Origin of the sequence: Bartonella tribocorum CIP 105476 (assembly GCF_000196435.1) — a bacterium.
Classification (GTDB): domain Bacteria; phylum Pseudomonadota; class Alphaproteobacteria; order Rhizobiales; family Rhizobiaceae; genus Bartonella; species Bartonella tribocorum.
Genome location: NC_010161.1, coordinates 2,405,077 through 2,423,363 on the forward strand (window position 1 = coordinate 2,405,077; position 18,287 = coordinate 2,423,363).

Genomic DNA, 18,287 nt, shown 5'->3' on the forward strand with positions numbered 1-18,287 from the left:
GGCTAGTGGCTAGGAATTTTATGAGAAAGATCTTTTGAAAGTAACAAAAAAATCTGTTCAGCGAGCTCTTCTGCTACACGTTTTTTTGCATCTTCTTCTGCTTGCATCGTTGCATATTCTTGACGAAGCCGCTCAAAAGATGCATTCATCATTGCTGTTCCTTTTGCAACAGGGATATTTTTCATATCCTGCAAGGTATAGGAAGCTTTGCTCATAACAGTTCCAACAGAAGGACGTCCTTTTCTCTTTTTCTCAAGATCAACCTCTATCTGCATCGATTCTCTTGTAAGGACGGATATCTGCAATGCCAATCGATAAGCCGGTAGAGAAGGCTTACCACCCTTTCCATACAAAAGGAACAGCAGATGATTGCGCACCATTTGTCCAAAACGATCCGAAGGCTCTTCCACAACAATAGAGGCAAGCTTTTGCGCAAGCCCCAAAGAAGCTTGCCGAGAAGAGTCCCCATAAACAGCAGAATTCATTGCGCTTAAACTCTGCGACTCTTGACGGTAAAGCGGTTCAACTTTGCACCCACACAACAATGTTAAGACACCCGCTAAAACGACAAGCAGAAAACTTTTAAAGAACGACATTCACAATCCTTTGTGGAACAATAATAATTTTTTTCATAGGCTTTTCAACCAGCTGCGCCTGGACGAAATCTAAAGCCAAAACCGCTTCTTTAATCATCGTCTCACTCGCTGTTGCAGCAACAGTCACTTCACCGCGTTTTTTACCATTAATTTGTACTGGCAAAGTATAGCTTTCTTCAACGATTAATGCGGGATCATATACAGGCCAAGCAAGTTCAGACATTAAAGTTGTCTCCCCTAAAGCAGCATGGCATTCTTCCGCTAAATGCGGCATGATAGGTGCAATCATGGCAAGAAAAAAATCCATGGCTTGACGTAAAGCCGCTTTCATTTCATCCTCAACATCTGCCACCTTATTGAGCAAAGGTGCCATAATATTCAAGAATTCATAAAGGCGTGCAATAGCGCGATTAAAAGCGAATTTTTCTAAATCATCTTCTACAGCGTGGAGCATGCGATGCGCTGCCTTTGACAGTTCTAAAGCCGCCCCCTGATGCCCCGCCCGGGGCGCCACATCCTTTAAAACAGCAGCACTCAAAGCCACATGGCGCCAAACACGCTGGACAAAGCGATGTGCGCCTTCAACACCCGATTCTGTCCAGATAACATCCCGCTCAGGGGGAGAATCTGACAACACAAACCAGCGTACCGTATCAGCGCCGTAAGATGCAATAATATCATCGGGATCAACGACATTCTTTTTTGATTTTGACATTTTCTCAATCAAACCAATCGTCACTTCGCTTTGATCGGTTAATTTATAAGCACACCGCTTTCCATCTTTTTCAACAATCGAAATCTCTGCTGGAGAAACCCACCCTTGATCATCCCGATAGGTTTCATGCACCACCATCCCTTGGGTAAAAAGCCCCTTAAAAGGTTCATCCACACTCACATGACCGACCAATTTCATAGCACGCATAAAAAAGCGCGCATAAAGAAGATGCAAAATGGCATGCTCAATTCCACCAATATATTGTTGCACAGGCAACCATTCAGCGGTTGCTTGTTTTTCAACAGGTTCTGGTGCAAAAGGAGCTGTAAAGCGCGCATAATACCAAGAAGAGTCAACAAATGTGTCCATGGTATCCGTTTCGCGTTTGGCAGGTTGACCACAGATCGGGCAAGCAACATCCTGCCACATTTCATGCCGCGCAAGAGGATTGCCCGGTTGATCAAAAGTAACATCATCCGGCAACACAACCGGCAAATCGGCCCGTGGTACAGGCACAACGCCACAAGATGTACAATGGATCATAGGAATGGGGCATCCCCAATAACGTTGACGCGAAATTCCCCAATCACGCAATCGAAATTGCACGGTTTTTTTCCCTTGCGGCTGCCCATGAAGCACTTGTTGCTCAAGCCTTTTGGCGACTTCTTCAAAGGCTTGTTGTGGTGTCAAGCCGTCCAAAAAGCTGGAATTGATCATCACCCCATCACCCGTATAAGGCATTTCAGCAAGAACGAAATCTTCTACCTTAGTTTCCCTTGGCAAAACCACTGGTTTTATCGGAAGATCATATTTACGCGCAAAATCGAAATCTCTCTGATCATGAGCTGGACAACCAAAAATAGCCCCCGTACCATAGTCCATTAGCACAAAATTAGCGATATAAACGGGGATATGCACTGTTTCATCAAAAGGATGCACCGCCACAAGAGGGGTGAGAAACCCTTGTTTTTCAGCTGTTTCAAGTGCTGCTGTTGTCGTTCCACCACACCGACAATTTTCGATAAAAGCCGCTAAGGCTTTGTCTTTTTTTGCAAGAGATTGTGCAATGGGATGATCAACAGACAAAGCCAAAAAGGAAGCACCAAACAGTGTATCAGGACGCGTTGAGTAACAAACAACCTCATCAAATGCCTCACAAACATCATTAGAACCACCTGCATCATCAGCTGTCGACTTTAAAGCCCAACGAATCAGCAAACCTTGGGATTTCCCGATCCAATTTTTTTGCATCGTGCGAACTTTTTCCGGCCATTGATCTAGTTCTTCAAGCCCCGCCAAGAGATCTTCACTAAAATCGCTAATTTTGAAAAACCACTGGGTCAACTCACGTTGTTCAACCAACGCTCCAGAACGCCAACCCCGTCCATCAACAACCTGTTCATTGGCCAAAACAGTGTGGTCAACCGGGTCCCAATTGACCTTCGCCACTTTACGCGCCACCAACCCCTTTTGATAGAAATCAAGAAAAAGCATTTGTTGGCGGTGGTAATAGTCCACATCACACGTTGCAAACTCACGCGCCCAATCGAGTGAGAGCCCTAATTGCTTTAATTGCCCACGCATGACCGCAATATTTTCATAGGTCCAAGTTTTAGGATGCACTTTACTTTGCAAAGCAGCATTTTCAGCCGGCATACCAAACGCGTCCCAGCCCATAGGATGAAGCACGTTAAAGCCCTTTGCACGTTTATAGCGTGCTACAACATCTCCCATGGCATAATTGCGCACATGCCCCATGTGAATGCGCCCTGATGGATAAGGAAACATTTCTAAAACATAATATTTCTCGCGACCATCTCCTTGGACAGTCTGAAAAATTTTCTTTTCATCCCAAATTTCTTGCCATTTTTTTTCTCTCGCACGTGGATTATAGCGCTCGCCTATCTTATAATGTTCAATCGTCATTCCCATTATACTCTTTTTAATTTATACTTTTTAATAAAACTGAACCAAAAACTTGTTTTATTATGCTTGACCATGGATTAATCTCATCGTCAACATTTTCGTGAAATATTTCCCTAAGTATTTTATAAAAACACCAACCCTTGAATAAAACTTGAACAAAATTTAAACAAACACGATAAAGCACAAAAACATGAAGACACAAACACCCCCTCATAGCCCCTCCCCCCCTCATAACTCTTCTATTGAAGCATTACACAACCTTCAAAAAGACATTGCGGCACTCTGCCAAGAGCTACAACGCCCCAGGGAAGAAGTTGAACTTATCGCTGTTTCAAAAACTGTTTCCATAGAGGATATACGCCCTCTTTTACAAGCAGGTCAATCTCTGTTTGCAGAAAACCGCGTGCAAGAAGCAGCACAAAAATGGCTCGGGTTACGTCAACAATTTGAAAATATTAAACTTCACCTCATCGGTCCCCTACAATCCAATAAAGCTGCTGAAGCTGTAAAGATTTTTGATGTCATTCAAACGGTTGATCGTGAAAAAATAGCCAAAATTTTGGCAGAAGAAATGCAAAAACAAAAAAGGCATATCCCCTGCTATGTTCAGGTCAATATTGGCTTAGAACCGCAAAAAAGTGGTATAGCACCGCAAGAAGTAATCCCTTTTGTTTCTCAATGCAAAAACAACTATGGACTTGATATCATTGGTCTTATGGCCATCCCCCCTGTGGACGAAAACCCTGGACCCTATTTCGCCCTATTAGCAAAGCTAGCAAAACAAGCCGGTCTTCCAAAGCTTTCCATGGGCATGTCCAATGATTTTAAAACAGCTCTACAATTTGGTTCGAATGTCCTTCGCATTGGCTCTGCTTTATTTGGAAAACGCCCCGTGTAAAACCACTTCGCTTCATGTAAATCCATTCCCCCAAGATACATCCCCATTGAAAACTCTACGAACAAGCCCAAAACAACAGAAATGAAAAAAATATTCCTCTCACTAAAAGAGCAACTCTAGCAGAAAAAACGCCCGTCTCTCCCTTCACCCTTTCCTTTCTGCTCCCTCTTTCCACCCCCTTCTTTCCATCCTATGAGCAAAAGGAGCAAAAAAGCTGAGCCTTCTAAAGTTTCTTACCAGCACATCCTCAACCCATACAATGACTTCAAAATAGCCCTGCAATTTGGCTTGCATGCTCTCACACCTTAACGCTTCATTACTCTCCTCCTCTAACACCTCTAAATAAAAAGCAACACATTGATTTATAATGACAATCTATCGTCACTCAACTTGAATGAGAGCCCCGAACAACGTAAGATTCTCTCATTCCAAACCTATTTATATTGAATCAATCAAAACCACTTGCTTACACATTACAAGTGTGGGATGTGTATGGATAAAACTGTATAAAAAAGGAATAAAAATAGTTCTTATGAACGCTCTCAAATGCCAAAGGCTGTTGCAAATATTGGGGACCGAAAAAGTATGTGATGGTGCCAGCTTGCTCCTGCATAAGCGTAAAGATGGGGGCGCTCAATGGATTTATCGTTAGGATTTATCGTTATACCAATCACAAGCACCATTTTGAGATGGGCTTGGCTGCCTTGAGAAAGGTCTCTTTAAAGCACCCCAAAAGAAATCCTACATATACATATAAAGGCAAAATGATAAGAGAAGCATTGCGCATGAATGAAAAAACTGTCGTGAAATAAATAATCGCAAAAGAATATTCAACACGCTTACCACAATGATTGCCATTAAAAACCACGAATTCTCTCACACTTTTCTAGTATGCATAAACAACTTCCCCACCTACTAATAGCGTACAGCAGAAGGAAAAGCCTTAAGACTATCAATACGGCTCTTTAATTCTCGGATAAGTCACTTGAGCACAATCAGCACCTTAAATGTCAAAGCGAACATAAAAAAACAATGCTAAACAATATGATAACAATCATAAGGACAAACGATAGCATAGAAGTTTTCTACACACAGAGAGAAGTAAGATGCAATCAACAATCGCTAAAAAGCATTAATCTTAATCCATGCGTACAAACAATAAAAACACAACTGATTTCAATTATAAATATATTCCCTTGTTATTCTCATAAATTAAAAAAATACCAAATTTTCAGATGGATAAGGCCTTCTAACTTTAAATTTTAATTAAGAAAAAATAGGATGATATTTCTTATAATTTAGAATAACGTAAGTAATATTATTATATTATTGAGAATAAGATTACTTATATACATAATATATTTATTATTTATACAGTATTTTTATTGTTATTTTTAATGTAGATAATATTAGGAGGATTAATATGAGAAATTTTGGTTCAGGTTTAACTTATACGATAAATGACTCAACACCTATCATTTATGGAAATGCATGTAGACCTAGTGATTTTATGAATCACATGAATGCACAGGGTTTTGACTTGGCAGTTGCAGGAGGGATAACCGGAGCAGCAGTGGGAGCTATATCTGGTCCAGGTGCACTTATGGGTGGAGTTACAGGCTTTACGACCGGTTTCCTCGGAGGTTTTGGTTTGGGGTTTGTACAGAAAGCTCATGAGTGTTGGTTCTAATTTATAGAGAATAGCGACAAAGATATCTCTGAAGTTAATAATTTTGTAATTGTTTTCAAAAAAATATCTAAGTCATATTGTCTACAATCATGGTGGAGATGGACTTCAGAGATATTTATACTTTATAATCACATGTATTGTAATTTGGATTTCGTAATGTCAGATTTTGCTTATAAAATCATTGAATCGCTTATAGCAACGTTTTTCTTTGGCTTTTTATATATGTTTTATTATAGATTTATTTATTATAATAGTTGGAAAGATTCTCTAAAAAATTCATTATTAATAAGCTCTATATTCTTTATGGTTAATCTTTTATTTAACTATATTGGTTTATATCAAGTTGTGAGAAATATTTTATAATGAACATTCGTTATGAAATCGTAAGAATGTTTTGCATGCTTATTGTATTCATCCCTATATATGCTATTGGTTTTAAAAAAATTGGTGGTTACAGTTGGAAAGTAGCTATAAAATCAACACTATATACAGTAATTCTGTTCATTGTTTTTGATAGTTTATGTAGATATTTTGGGTTATTTAATTATTAATGAACTTATTCTTATTTGAATAAGGCAATACAAAATAAAAAACATTCAAAGCGATAATCAATAAAGTACCTTCATCTACCTCTTATATGATATTTTTTAATATCTTTATGCTTTTATAAAAAGCTCTGTACGACAAGGCTCTGTTGCATTTAAATATCCTCAATGAGCATAAAATACGCTCTTGAAGACAAGAGTTTCAGATTTTAAAAATTGACTATTCCAATCTTTGTCATTTAGTCTACCCTCATAATGAAAAGCTTACGGGGAAGTTTTGCCTAAAAATACAATGGGCTGATTTTCCCTAAGATAAATCAAAAGAGGGAAACATGACTGAAAAAATTTATCCGATATCAGAAGAGATCAAAAAAAATACTTTGCTCGATGAGGAAACTTATCAAAAATGGTATCGAGAAAGCATCAATGATCCAGAAAGCTTCTGGGCAAAACATGGTCAATGTATTGAATGGTTTAAACCCTTTACAAAAGTAAAAAACACTTCTTTTAACGATGGTGTATCAATTCAATGGTACGAGGATGGGATAACAAATGTAGCCTATAATTGCATTGATCGTCATCTGAAAACCCATGGCGATCAAATTGCGCTCATTTGGGAAGGGGATAATCCTTATCATGATAAAAAAATAACCTATAACGAACTTTATGAACATGTTTGTCGTTTTGCCAATCTTTTAAAAAACCACGGTGTCAAAAAAGGCGATAAAGTAACCATTTATCTTCCTATGATTCCCGAAGCAGCCTATGCCATGCTCGCTTGTGCCCGCATTGGTGCTGTTCATTCGGTTATTTTTGCAGGCTTTTCTGCTGAAGCCATAGCAGGACGCATTGTTGACTGTGAATCGACCTTCATCATTACTGCTGATCACGGCTTGCGGGGTGGCAAACGAATTAACTTAAAAGACAATGTTGACCATGCTATTGAAATAGCCGCCCGCCAAAATGTGCGTGTCGATCAAGTTATGGTTATACGGCGGACTTGCGGACCAATTGATTGGATAGAGGGGCGTGATTTTTGGTACCACGAAGAAATCACTCATGCAAAAACAAACTGTCCAGCAGAACCAATGAATGCTGAAGATCCGCTTTTTATTCTTTATACTTCAGGCTCAACCGGCAAACCCAAAGGTGTTTTGCATAGCACAGGGGGCTATCTTGTTTATGCCGCAATAACCCACAAATATGTTTTTGATTATCACCCTGGTGAAATTTACTGGTGTACAGCTGATATTGGTTGGATTACGGGGCATTCTTACTTGGTTTATGGTCCTTTATGCAACGGAGCCACCACTTTAATGTTTGAAGGCACACCAACCTTTCCTGATAAGGGAAGATTTTGGGAAATTGTCGACAAACACAAAGTCAATACGCTCTATACAGCACCAACAGCTATCCGCGCCTTAATGGGTGCGGGAAATTCATTTGTTGAACACTCAAAAAGAACATCCTTACGTCTTTTAGGAACCGTAGGTGAACCCATTAATCCAGAAGCATGGGAATGGTTTTATCACACCGTTGGAAATGACCGTTGTCCGATTCTCGATACATGGTGGCAAACAGAAACAGGGGGACATATGATCACCCCCCTCCCCGGTGCCACGCCCCTTAAAGCAGGCTCCGCCACACGTCCCTTTTTTGGGGTTCAACTGCAAATCATAGACGAGCAAGGAAATATTCTGGAAGGAGAAGCAGAAGGCAATCTTTGTATTATTGACTCATGGCCAGGACAAATGCGCACGCTCTATAAGGATCACGAGCGCTTTATCGAAACCTATTTTTCCACCTATAAAGGGAAATATTTTACAGGTGATGGCTGTAGACGCGATAGTGATGGCTATTATTGGATTACAGGGCGCGTTGATGACATTCTCAATGTCTCAGGACACAGACTTGGAACAGCAGAAATTGAATCTGCCCTTGTTTTGCACCCTGCTGTTTCTGAAGCCGCTGTTGTTGGTTACCCTCACCCCATTAAAGGACAGGGGGTCTACAGTTTTGTCACCCTCATGGAAGGAACAGCGCCAAGTGAAGAATTGCAAAAAGACCTTATCAAGCATGTCAGAAAGGAAATAGGTTCCATTGCTATATTGGATAAAATTCAGTTTGCTCCGCAGCTTCCCAAAACGCGATCAGGAAAAATTATGAGACGTATTTTACGAAAAATCGCTGAAAATAATTTCGATAATTTAGGAGATATTTCAACCCTTGCCGAACCACAAGTTGTTGAAGATCTAATTGCCAACCGACAAAATTAAAAACACCATGGTTTAACGCACAATACCACCGGTAGGCTTTAGCCTTTTGCTAAAATAATCCCAGCATTGCTTGCTAAAGCCACCGGTAAAAATCCAAGCCAGAACCACTATTCTGTTTGCAACCCAAAATATTGCACCCCTCTTATAGCATAATCCTTCATAAGAGATAATTTGCACTTTAGATGTTTTATCCACACACACATTTCAAGCCGCAAACGAATGCCATAAAAGGCTTGCTGTGGGTGATCAATTTTACTGTCGGTGAAACTTTTTTATCAATTTATCAAATTGTAAGATGACAAATTATTCTTATAAATCAATCTATTTTGGCAAAAAAACAACAAAAAAACTTTTAAAACCTTTGAAAACAAATCGTTTTTTCATAATCAATAAAAAAAAACAAAGATTAAAATTATAAAAGATGCGTTTTAATACACATTAAAGCGAAAAATGCACAAATCTCATCAACCACAAAACGAGAAAGATCAAGATTAAGATTAAGTCGAAAAACAAGCATAGCAGTTCTTATGTTTCTGCTAGAAACACCTTGGAATTCCTGCTAAAATCATAAATAAATGCAAAATAAAGAAATATAAAGGATATTTTACAAACAATATTTCTCAAGCACAAATGAAGAAATATTGCGTGTTGTGAAGTATGAATAAGATTGAAAACAATAGGAGCAAAAGTCCTGAGAGTAATACACTATAAAAACAGAAGTGGTAACGAAAAGTGATTCATTTTGAAAATGTCGGTCTGCGCTATGGAATGGGCCCGGAGGTCCTTCGCGATATTAGCTTTCATATTCCTGCTGGCTCATTTCAATTTCTTACGGGTGCCTCTGGAGCGGGTAAAACATCATTGATGCGTCTGATGTTTTTGGCACTCAAACCCACCCGCGGTCATATTGATCTATTTGGAACAGATACAGCGTTGCTGAAAAGACAAGAGCTCCCTGCACTACGACAACGTATCGGTGTGGTTTTTCAAGATTTTCGTCTCCTTGACCACATGACCACCTATGAAAATGTTTCCTTGCCTTTACGCATCAAAGGACAAGAAGAAGCAACCTATCGCAGTGAAGTAGAAGATCTCCTCTGTTGGGTAGGTCTTGGCGATCATATTCATGTTTTACCACCAGTTCTTTCCGGTGGGGAAAAACAAAGAGTCGCCATTGCACGCGCGCTTATTGATCAACCTGAAATTTTGCTTGCTGATGAACCAACAGGAAATGTCGATCCACCCTTAGCGAAACGCCTGCTACGTTTGTTTATTGAATTAAACCGTTTTGGAACGGCTGTTATCATTGCCACTCATGATATCGCCTTAATGGAACAAGTTGCAGCACGGCGTATGCTTCTCCATAACGGACGGATGACGATTCATGAATAAATTTTTCTCCATTTTTACCAGCAATAAAAAAAACACAACAGCGATTATTCCCAGTAGCAACATCTCTGGACAAGCACTGGTTGCCGTAATTGCTATTATGACATTTCTCTCAAGCCTCACCTTAATTGGTGTTGATTTAGTCCAGCGTTCTGCCAAAAATTGGAGCAATCAAATTAGCTATGAAGCAACAATACAAATACGCCCCGTTGATAATGTTGATATCAACAAAGCACTTCATGAGGCAGTAACATTGGTTAAAACCTTTTCTGGTGTACAAGATGCAAAAATTGTTGACCAAAAAGCCACTGAAAAGTTACTGGAGCCATGGCTTGGAACAGGTTTTAATTTGAACGAATTGCCCCTTCCCCGTCTTATCATTGTCACCTTGAAGGAAGATGAAACAATCAATTTTTCTGCCATCAATCATGCCATTAAAACGCAAATTCCCGGCGGTCAATTTGATGATCATCGTGTTTGGGTCCACCGTTTTACGACCATGGCATACACCACGGTTTTCATTGGTTTTTCAATTTTAGCATTGGTTCTAGGTTCTCTAATCCTCACCATCATTTTTGCCACCCGCAATGCATTGGCAGAAAATGCCCATATTATTAATGTGTTATATTTTCTTGGCACTGAAACCCTTTTCATTGCACGTCAATTTGATTGGCATTTTTTTAAAACTGCTCTGCGCGGTGCTTTATATGGTGGTCTCACAAGCATATTTCTGTTTTCAGCCTTTTGTCTCTGGACGAATTATAACCTAGGAAGAGTAGAAGCCAGCCAAATAACGGCTTTATTAGGACATATTTCCATAAGTTCCATTCCTTATGGCAAAATCACTCTGCTTATTATTTTTGTTTCTTTTCTCACCACCCTTACCAACCGCATGACTATTTTAGCGCAACTGAAAAAAATCGATCAATGTGAAAACGGTTTATTTTAATTTTATGACTCACAACAGCCCCAACTCATTGATACAAAAAAATTTAGACCGCTCTATTCCAAAACGGCCTCACTATAGTTGGTCTCCCCGCTGCTTATTTCGCTATTTTCCCCCCACAACACTGACTCTTGTAGTCATTGTTTTCATTTTTTGGGGTGGTTTTATTATTTTTTCTGAAAAAACCGAACGACTTGTCCCCCCAACGCCTCTTCCCAAAGCCGATGCTATCATTGTGCTTACAGGTGGAGAACACCGAATAGAGACAGGACTTCATCTCTTACAAAAGGGGCTTGGTTCACGACTCCTCATCAGTGGCGTAAATACCTCAACCAATCTGAAGAGTTTCATGCATAACATGCATATTAGCCCACAGCTTATCTCCTGTTGTATTGACATTGGGCATCAAGCAATTAACACCAGAGGAAATGCCCAAGAAAGTGCCGCTTGGATCAAAAAGCACCACTATAAAACCCTTTATATCGTCACCCATGATTACCACATATGGCGCTCGATGCGTGAACTTAAATATCTCATGCCTGATATCCATTTCATTGCTTATCCCGTGAAGAAGAGCAAAGCTGAAAGTACAATACAACAGATCAAACAAGCCCGCATTCTCATATTTCAATATATTAAAACACTGCAAGTCTATATCAGAACCGCCTTCTGATCTTTATCCCCCTGACCTTTTCCCTTATGACTTTAAACCTTGCCACCTTCTAACTGCGTCATCCCCTTCTCTCCATACTCTTTTCCACACGAATTAGCGCCATAAAAGCCCGCAGAACTTCCCCTCATGTCAAGCAAAACGCCCCGATACACGCGTCACTGTCTTGCAAATTCACCCAAAAACATCTCTTATATCCCAAACTTGATCTCACAACACATGATCTATCTAATGCCATCCCCAATATAGAAGACAGCTCTTGTAAATAAAGCTCCCAGACAGCTATAAGATCTCCAGACGTGTCATAAAAATCTCTTTATACCATCATCTTTACGCTTCCATAAAAAACGCAAATCACCCTATCCTACATTTTGCCATCCCCCAATATGACGATAGCTCTTAAAAACCACTTTGGATGATGAGCAAGGGGCATGCGTTACGCCTTTAACAGTATTCATAGACCAACCTCATATGACATGCAAGGCAGTCATTTTAAAGGCTTAAAAGTGAGAAAATTGATGATCCTTAGATTTCTCTTTCAAGAGAGAACATTAAATGATCATTATAAATCAATAGATTACTAACAATCTCTTCGTTCTATAAAGCATCTTCATAAGAGCATTTTAGATCACAGATACAATAAGCTCAAAACATACACCGCCACAAACATCCCACGCTTCATAGCAATCTTTTTTTAAAATCATTTTCTTCTCTCAAATCACTTTTTGTTTGGTTTCCTCCCCACATCTCAAAGGACACTTTAACCCCCACAAATCTGTAAACAATAACATCCAGCTTTTTATCTAACGCGTTCCACCGGCTCACTTCTGATTACCCTCACTCAAAAGATAGATTTCATGAGAGTTATGAGTTCCTTCCAACCGCTCAAAGAACGAAAATGCCGATCAACAACGGTTTGTAAAAAATCCACTTTCTCTGGACAAGCTCCTCTGGACTTCCCCATTTATATGCTCCACGCCTACAAGGCTCGACAAGCAAACCCTGCCCCAAAAATATTCATCCCTGTCGCTAAAGCTCATGTATCAAAATTTTAGCGGCTTTATTGCGTAGGGTGTTTTATTGCCACCAACATATTGATTGATAAAGATAAGTGTTTTTCATCTTAAATAAGAATCTTGAATAACGTAAGATTCTCTCACTCTGTTGAATCAATCAAAACCATTTGCTTGCACATCTCAAGGAAAAAGAGTCGTGTAGCGTAAAACGATATGAGAAAGACATGCCTCTTCTGAACCATCTTAAATGCCAAGAGCTTATTGCAACACCCACGAACTCGCAAAATGTATGAGAGCTCCAGCGTGTTATGACTCGACACTTTTTTACCGCACAATAGATAACTTAACCTTTTCAGTTTCTCTCACGTCTAATTTTGGAAGGCTGCGCACAATTTTCATGGTTTCTAAACTGACCGTAATAACCCGTTGAAACAATTCTAAAGGATAAGCTGGATTACCCACCGCCTCAACGGCATAACGATTAGCATCATTAACAAGTCCACTCGCTTTATCCGTTTTGACAACCTGCCGTTCCATCACCCATTCAAGAGCAGATCGACCATTCACCACATAATCATAAGCTTCAAGAGGAATATTCTGCATCGTAATATGCGCATTATAAACCACGGTACTTTTATCAACAGCACCGCGTTTACCCGCAAATTTCATTGCTTGAACACGATAAAAACTCTCCGCATCAGAAATCACCCAAGTTTTTGGATCACCCTGTTTATAGGTCACAGGATAGGGTTCAACCTCCTCATAATTCATATGCAAATAACCCAATTCACGCCCCGCTGTCACAAAAGCCCAAAAGTCTTCTGCTTTTTTAACTGTTGGAATTCGCGGCAATTCTTTAGACAGATTATGCGCATAACGCTTGCGATAATCTTCGGAATGCAAAATCCCATAGACATAATAGAATAAATCATCCTTTGTAATCACTTCACCAGGATAAGCTGCTTTAAAATAGGCTAATCCCTCATCCGTAAGTGCATCACGCTGCTGCAGACCAGCTTTTTTGTTTTCCTCTGCAAGATTGGCAAATAAATGAGCCTGATTATTATTTTTATCTTTCAAAGATACAACATTTTCATAAATGTACCGTGGAAAACATTGGCTTGTATCCATTGTATGAAGATTAGGCAAATCCTTAGTCATAAGAACAGAAAAACCACTGCTTGCTCCAATTCCCGTAACTTGTATTAACCTATTTTTTAACGCTTTTTCTAAAGGAAAAATACACGGCATTTGGTATACTCTCTCATTGAAAGTACGGTTATAATAAAGCCACTGTCGTGCAAAAGGACGATAAAGGCTTTGAATTAAGCAATCACTTTTAAATTCAGAAAACTTTCCCCTTATTAATTTTTCTTTAAGACTACTACTCCAACTGATCTTTTTAGCATCCGTGTTAACAAAATCATTCACAGCATTTGCACGCACCTTGCGATCAGAGTTTGGATAGGCAACATTAAAACGTTCTACTTCACCCTTATAAAAAGCAATCATATTGCTCATATTGCCCGCTAAAGCTTCACGGCTTGAATTATGTGCCCAAGCATCACGACCAGTTTGTATACCGCGAGAAAAAGTTTTGAATAGCTTTTTATCACTGCCCTTTTTATCACCTAAGACTAGAAATTTTTCAAAATCACTGTTGCGTTGATCCAACCAATCGCCATGCGCATCTGGTGTAATCATCTGCCAACCACGTTCACGCTTTATACCGTCAACACTGCCTAATCGCTGAAGTTCAGAGAGTTTCTCTTTTGTCGTGAGATTATCCCCAATATCATAATAATAAATTTTACAAGGCTCAAAAACATTTGGATTTTTAACAAACAGTGTCACAGCAATTCCTGTCATGCTTCCACTTCCAAAAACATTTTGCCCCTCTCGAGCACGTCCTTTACTCATCATATTTTTACGAATATCACCACGCAAATTGAGAATATAAATACCCGAAAATTCTTCATTCAATTCTTTTCGTAAGCCATTCATAGAATATCCATTGATAAAACCCGCATTTGTCACAAAACCAATAACACCACTGCTCTTTATGCGATCAGTTGCCCAACGCATGGCACGGATATAACTGTCATAAAGTCCATTAACATTGCTCGCTTTGGATTGAGCAGCATAAGTTTCACGGATACGTCTATCCAATTTAGGATAGTCAATATTCTGTGCATTATCGTTTTCGCTTTTTTGTCCAGAAGAATAAGGGGGGTTACCAACAATAACACGAATATCCAGTTCCTTCTGGCGTGACCTGCGGGTGCTATTGGCCATCAGCAAATCGCTTATTAAATCTTTATCTTGCTCATAAAGCTGAAATGTATCGGTCAGACAAATTCCCTCAAAGGGAACATAACCTCCCCCCATCAGACCATGATAGGTTGTCTCAATATTAATAGCTGCGATATAATAGGCTAAAAGCACGATTTCATTGGCATGGATTTCATGACAAAATTTGTGTTTCATCTCCTCTGGTTTGATCAAGCCTGATTGTAAAAGACGCGTGATAAAAGTCCCCGTTCCCGTAAAGGGATCCATAATGTGAACACCTGAAGAGCCAAGCGTTTGCCCAAATTCATTTTTCAAGATATCATTGACAGAGTTCAAAATAAAATCCACCACCTCAACGGGCGTATAAACAATCCCTAATTTTTCTACTGTGCGTGGAAAAGCATAACGAAAAAATTTATCGTAAAGCTCTACAATTAATCTCTGCTTGGCTTTTGGATCGGTAATACCACTGGCGCGTAATTTTACACTGGCATAAAATTTCTCAAGATCTTTGGATTCTTTATCAAGATTTGCCTCATCAAGCACATCAAGCATCCGTTGCATAGCACGCGAGACAGGGTTCTCACGCGTAAATTGATACCCTTCAAACAACACCTGAAAGACAGGACGCGTAATGATATGTTGTGCCAACATCTCAATCGCATCAGCTTCTGTAATCGTATCGTTTAAGTCATCACGCAATTCTGCTAAAAACCGATCAAAAGCTTGACGTGCTACCGTGTCTGGCGCAGAGAGAATACCTGTTAAGCGCGCAATATGGTTCTTGGCAATTTCCGCAATATTGCTCGCCCAGTCCTCCCAATAATCCCGTGTCCCACATTTTTTGACAATCTTTGCCATGATAGCACGCGAAAGTTCATCCATAGGGAAAGAAAGCTCCCCTTGTCCATCTGTAAAAAGGAAATCACGCTCAGGGCTTCCAACTCCCGATCGTGCAAATTGTAAGCGAACAGGAAGAGTATCAACAACAGCTGTCACAGCCTGTAACTCAGTGCTTTGCGTTACCCCAATAATCTCAATCACATTGCTGATATCTTGCCCCAGCGACGCCTTATTAATCGTCGCATCAAAACGATCATCATGTGCGCGCAAAGCATTTAAAATTTGCCAAACAACCCGATATTTATCATTGTTATTTAAAGCTTGTTCTACTGGAATCCCAGAAGGAACACCTATTGGCAAAATGACATACCCCATCTTTTTGCCCTCACTGCGACGCATCACCCGTCCAACCGCTTGCACAACATCAATCTGACTCTTACGTGGATTTAAAAACATAATGGCATCAAGAGCTGGAACATCCACCCCCTCAGACAAACAACGAGCATTGGTCAAAATACGACAAACATCACCCCCGCTCTCTGCTTTTAACCAATCAAGCAGTGCACTACGGTCCTTCGCATTAAACTTGCCATCAACATGTTCAATTTCGCATTTTAAAAAATTCTCATTTTCCGTATTCTCTTGAGTATACTCAAGATATTCCTCAACAACCGCAGAAAATTCATCACGAACCAGTTTAGAACTGCGAATATCTTTACAAAACGCTAAAGCACGATGCATGGGATATGGATCAGCCCCAACATCAGCCTTCATATCTTGTTTGGTCAAAGCCTTATAACAACCGATAATTTTTGTTGCATCATCAAGAATAAGCGCTGACTCGCGATCACTAAGGCGTTTTTGAACAGCGGAACTGATGAGTTTTTCGTCCATTGCTAAGACAATAACCTTATAGTCCGTTAAAAGGTCATGCTGTACAGCCCATGAAAAGCCCCGATAAAAAAGTGTTTTGCCAAAAAGCTTTTCATCATCCATTGAAGCAAGAACGGCATTGGCTTCATTCGCACGACTTTTCGCGTTATCCCCAAAAATACGGGGTGTCGCTGTCATATAAAGGCGCTTTTTAGCACGAATGATATCGTTGGAATGCACCTTCACAAAATTGGATTCATCCGCGCCAACCAGTGTTGCCCCTGTTGTACGGTGCGCCTCATCACAAATGATAAGATCAAATGTTGGAAAACCATGATTTTTCTGTGCATCCGCGATCACCTGAATAGATTGATAAGTTGCAAACACAACGCTCATCTCATCTGCAACACTCGTACCCGCCTGTTCTGCCAGTTTTGCTGCATAAGTTGTCGCTGGAAAAGCAAGATCACACACATCAATTTCTGCAACATCATCACTATTTTTACGACGCTTTCCCACTTGTGTATCGGAACAGACAGCAAAAGAACATAATCCGATTTCTGCATCCGTTGTCCATTCACGCACCGTCTGTGACATCAGTGCCAAGGAGGGAACAAGAAATAAAACAAATTTCCCCTCACCAACCAAATCTTCAGCAATTTTAAGACTAGTAAATGTCTTACCCGTCCCACAAGCCATAATAAGCTTACCCCGATCTGCCTGCGCAAGCCCAGCACGCACAAAACGCAACGCCTCTTGCTGATGGGGACGGAGCTTCTTTTTATCCCCCAGCACAATTTTGCCTTTAGCAGCAAAAGTCTCCCAACGGATTGGACTTTTTTGCAAATCGGAAAGATTAATCCGTGTAACAGGAATTTTCTGTCCCTGTATCATTGTTTCAGCATTGTCAGTCCAAGCCTTTATGGTGCTATCGATGATCACACGCCGCTTAAACGGTTCTTTCCCTGATGCTGAAATAAAACTATCAATATCTGCTTTTTTAATCCGATAGGATTCATCATAAAATTTACATTGGATTGCTGCAAAACCATCTTCATGACGAAGCTTTGCCACCAAATCAATCCCAGTATCACGACCATCCCAGCCATTTTCATGCGCCCAATCTTTAAAAGTTTGAACCTTTTCATAACACTGAGACTGGAGAGGGTCATGGGTCAGATAAGCAAGAGCCAAACGCTCAAAATATGTGCCTTTATCCCGTTCGGTACGCGCTTCATCACGATAGGTCTGTAAAAGCGATTGTAGCGTCGTCATGCTTCCCCCCCAATTTAAAATACCTTCAACTATCGAATCTAGACCAATTCATAAATGCCTCTTGTTCTACTCAAAAGATTTAAAATATCTTAATTTTAAGACGTTCTTTCTACACTTATCTGAATGATATGAGGAATCTCTTTGTCTCCCCCGCCAAATCATATGATGCATTGACTGATTCTACACCCTTATAGAAATAAAAAAGCAGATGTGATGATTTTAAAAAATATTTTTTTGCATTTGGTAAGAAGACAAAATAAAGTGCGCAATAATTTTAGGATTTAGCTTAAGAAATAAGAGGGGGGAAAAATGGATACGATACCTGAAAACACACAAG

The 18,287-nt window shown here is 39.9% G+C and carries 11 protein-coding genes; 6 read left to right on the top strand and 5 right to left on the bottom strand.

The annotated features are described in order from the left end of the window. Positions 1-2: 2 nt before the first annotated feature. Together BTR_RS10920 and leuS are read right to left on the bottom strand one after the other, a co-directional pair. A complete protein-coding gene (locus BTR_RS10920; RefSeq protein WP_012232493.1) occupies positions 3-596 on the bottom strand; it encodes an LPS assembly lipoprotein LptE in 594 nt (197 codons plus the stop codon). Continuing rightward, complete coding sequence (gene leuS / locus BTR_RS10925) at positions 583-3,237, bottom strand: leucine--tRNA ligase (protein ID WP_038474757.1); 2,655 nt, start codon at positions 3,235-3,237, stop codon at positions 583-585. The genes BTR_RS10920 and leuS overlap by 14 nt, the downstream gene beginning before the upstream one ends. Before the next feature lie 190 nt (positions 3,238-3,427). On the opposite strand from leuS, the gene BTR_RS10930 reads away from it, so the two are divergent. The 3 genes from BTR_RS10930 to acs all read left to right on the top strand — a co-directional run bounded on the left by BTR_RS10930 (position 3,428) and on the right by acs (position 8,646). Next, positions 3,428-4,135, top strand: a complete 708-nt coding sequence (locus BTR_RS10930) for a YggS family pyridoxal phosphate-dependent enzyme (RefSeq protein ID WP_012232495.1) — start codon at positions 3,428-3,430, stop codon at positions 4,133-4,135. Positions 4,136-5,645: 1,510 nt separating this feature from the next. Next, positions 5,646-5,825, top strand: coding sequence for a hypothetical protein (locus BTR_RS10940; protein WP_244393469.1), 180 nt, complete (start codon positions 5,646-5,648; stop codon positions 5,823-5,825). Between the two features lie 877 nt (positions 5,826-6,702). Further along, positions 6,703-8,646, top strand: coding sequence for an acetate--CoA ligase (gene acs / locus BTR_RS10945; RefSeq protein WP_012232497.1), 1,944 nt, complete (start codon positions 6,703-6,705; stop codon positions 8,644-8,646). A gap of 12 nt (positions 8,647-8,658) precedes the next feature. Here acs and BTR_RS13045 read toward each other — a convergent pair whose 3' ends face one another. Then, entirely contained in the window at positions 8,659-8,823 is a 165-nt protein-coding gene (locus BTR_RS13045) for a hypothetical protein (RefSeq protein ID WP_158305318.1), read from the bottom strand. A gap of 555 nt (positions 8,824-9,378) precedes the next feature. Here BTR_RS13045 and ftsE point away from each other — a divergent pair. From ftsE to BTR_RS10960, 3 genes are read left to right on the top strand one after another with little or no spacing between them, the layout of a single operon-like run. After that, a complete protein-coding gene (gene ftsE, locus BTR_RS10950) occupies positions 9,379-10,038 on the top strand; it encodes a cell division ATP-binding protein FtsE (protein ID WP_012232498.1) in 660 nt (219 codons plus the stop codon). Next, entirely contained in the window at positions 10,031-10,984 is a 954-nt protein-coding gene (locus tag BTR_RS10955) for a cell division protein FtsX (RefSeq protein ID WP_012232499.1), read from the top strand. The genes ftsE and BTR_RS10955 overlap by 8 nt, the downstream gene beginning before the upstream one ends. A gap of 4 nt (positions 10,985-10,988) precedes the next feature. Next, positions 10,989-11,654 carry a YdcF family protein gene (locus BTR_RS10960; RefSeq protein WP_012232500.1) on the top strand — a complete coding sequence of 222 codons (666 nt, stop codon included), beginning with the start codon at positions 10,989-10,991 and terminating at the stop codon, positions 11,652-11,654. Between the two features lie 838 nt (positions 11,655-12,492). On the opposite strand, the gene BTR_RS13730 is transcribed toward BTR_RS10960, so the two are convergent. Further along, positions 12,493-12,615: a hypothetical protein gene (locus BTR_RS13730; RefSeq protein ID WP_280109591.1), complete on the bottom strand. Its 123-nt coding sequence runs from the start codon at positions 12,613-12,615 to the stop codon at positions 12,493-12,495. Positions 12,616-12,991: 376 nt separating this feature from the next. Beyond that, entirely contained in the window at positions 12,992-17,950 is a 4,959-nt protein-coding gene (locus tag BTR_RS10965) for a DEAD/DEAH box helicase (protein ID WP_012232501.1), read from the bottom strand. Positions 17,951-18,287: the final 337 nt, after the last annotated feature.

What these genes read in the sequence shown, in the direction of transcription:
- BTR_RS10920 (WP_012232493.1), bottom strand. Translation starts at nt 596, where the DNA reads ATGTCGTTCTTTAAAAGTTTTCTGCTTGTCGTTTTAGCGGGTGTCTTA.
- leuS (WP_038474757.1), bottom strand. Translation starts at nt 3,237, where the DNA reads ATGACGATTGAACATTATAAGATAGGCGAGCGCTATAATCCACGTGCG.
- BTR_RS10930 (WP_012232495.1), top strand. Translation starts at nt 3,428, where the DNA reads ATGAAGACACAAACACCCCCTCATAGCCCCTCCCCCCCTCATAACTCT.
- BTR_RS10940 (WP_244393469.1), top strand. Translation starts at nt 5,646, where the DNA reads ATGAATCACATGAATGCACAGGGTTTTGACTTGGCAGTTGCAGGAGGG.
- acs (WP_012232497.1), top strand. Translation starts at nt 6,703, where the DNA reads ATGACTGAAAAAATTTATCCGATATCAGAAGAGATCAAAAAAAATACT.
- BTR_RS10955 (WP_012232499.1), top strand. Translation starts at nt 10,031, where the DNA reads ATGAATAAATTTTTCTCCATTTTTACCAGCAATAAAAAAAACACAACA.
- BTR_RS10960 (WP_012232500.1), top strand. Translation starts at nt 10,989, where the DNA reads ATGACTCACAACAGCCCCAACTCATTGATACAAAAAAATTTAGACCGC.
- BTR_RS13730 (WP_280109591.1), bottom strand. Translation starts at nt 12,615, where the DNA reads ATGGGGAAGTCCAGAGGAGCTTGTCCAGAGAAAGTGGATTTTTTACAA.
- BTR_RS10965 (WP_012232501.1), bottom strand. Translation starts at nt 17,950, where the DNA reads ATGACGACGCTACAATCGCTTTTACAGACCTATCGTGATGAAGCGCGT.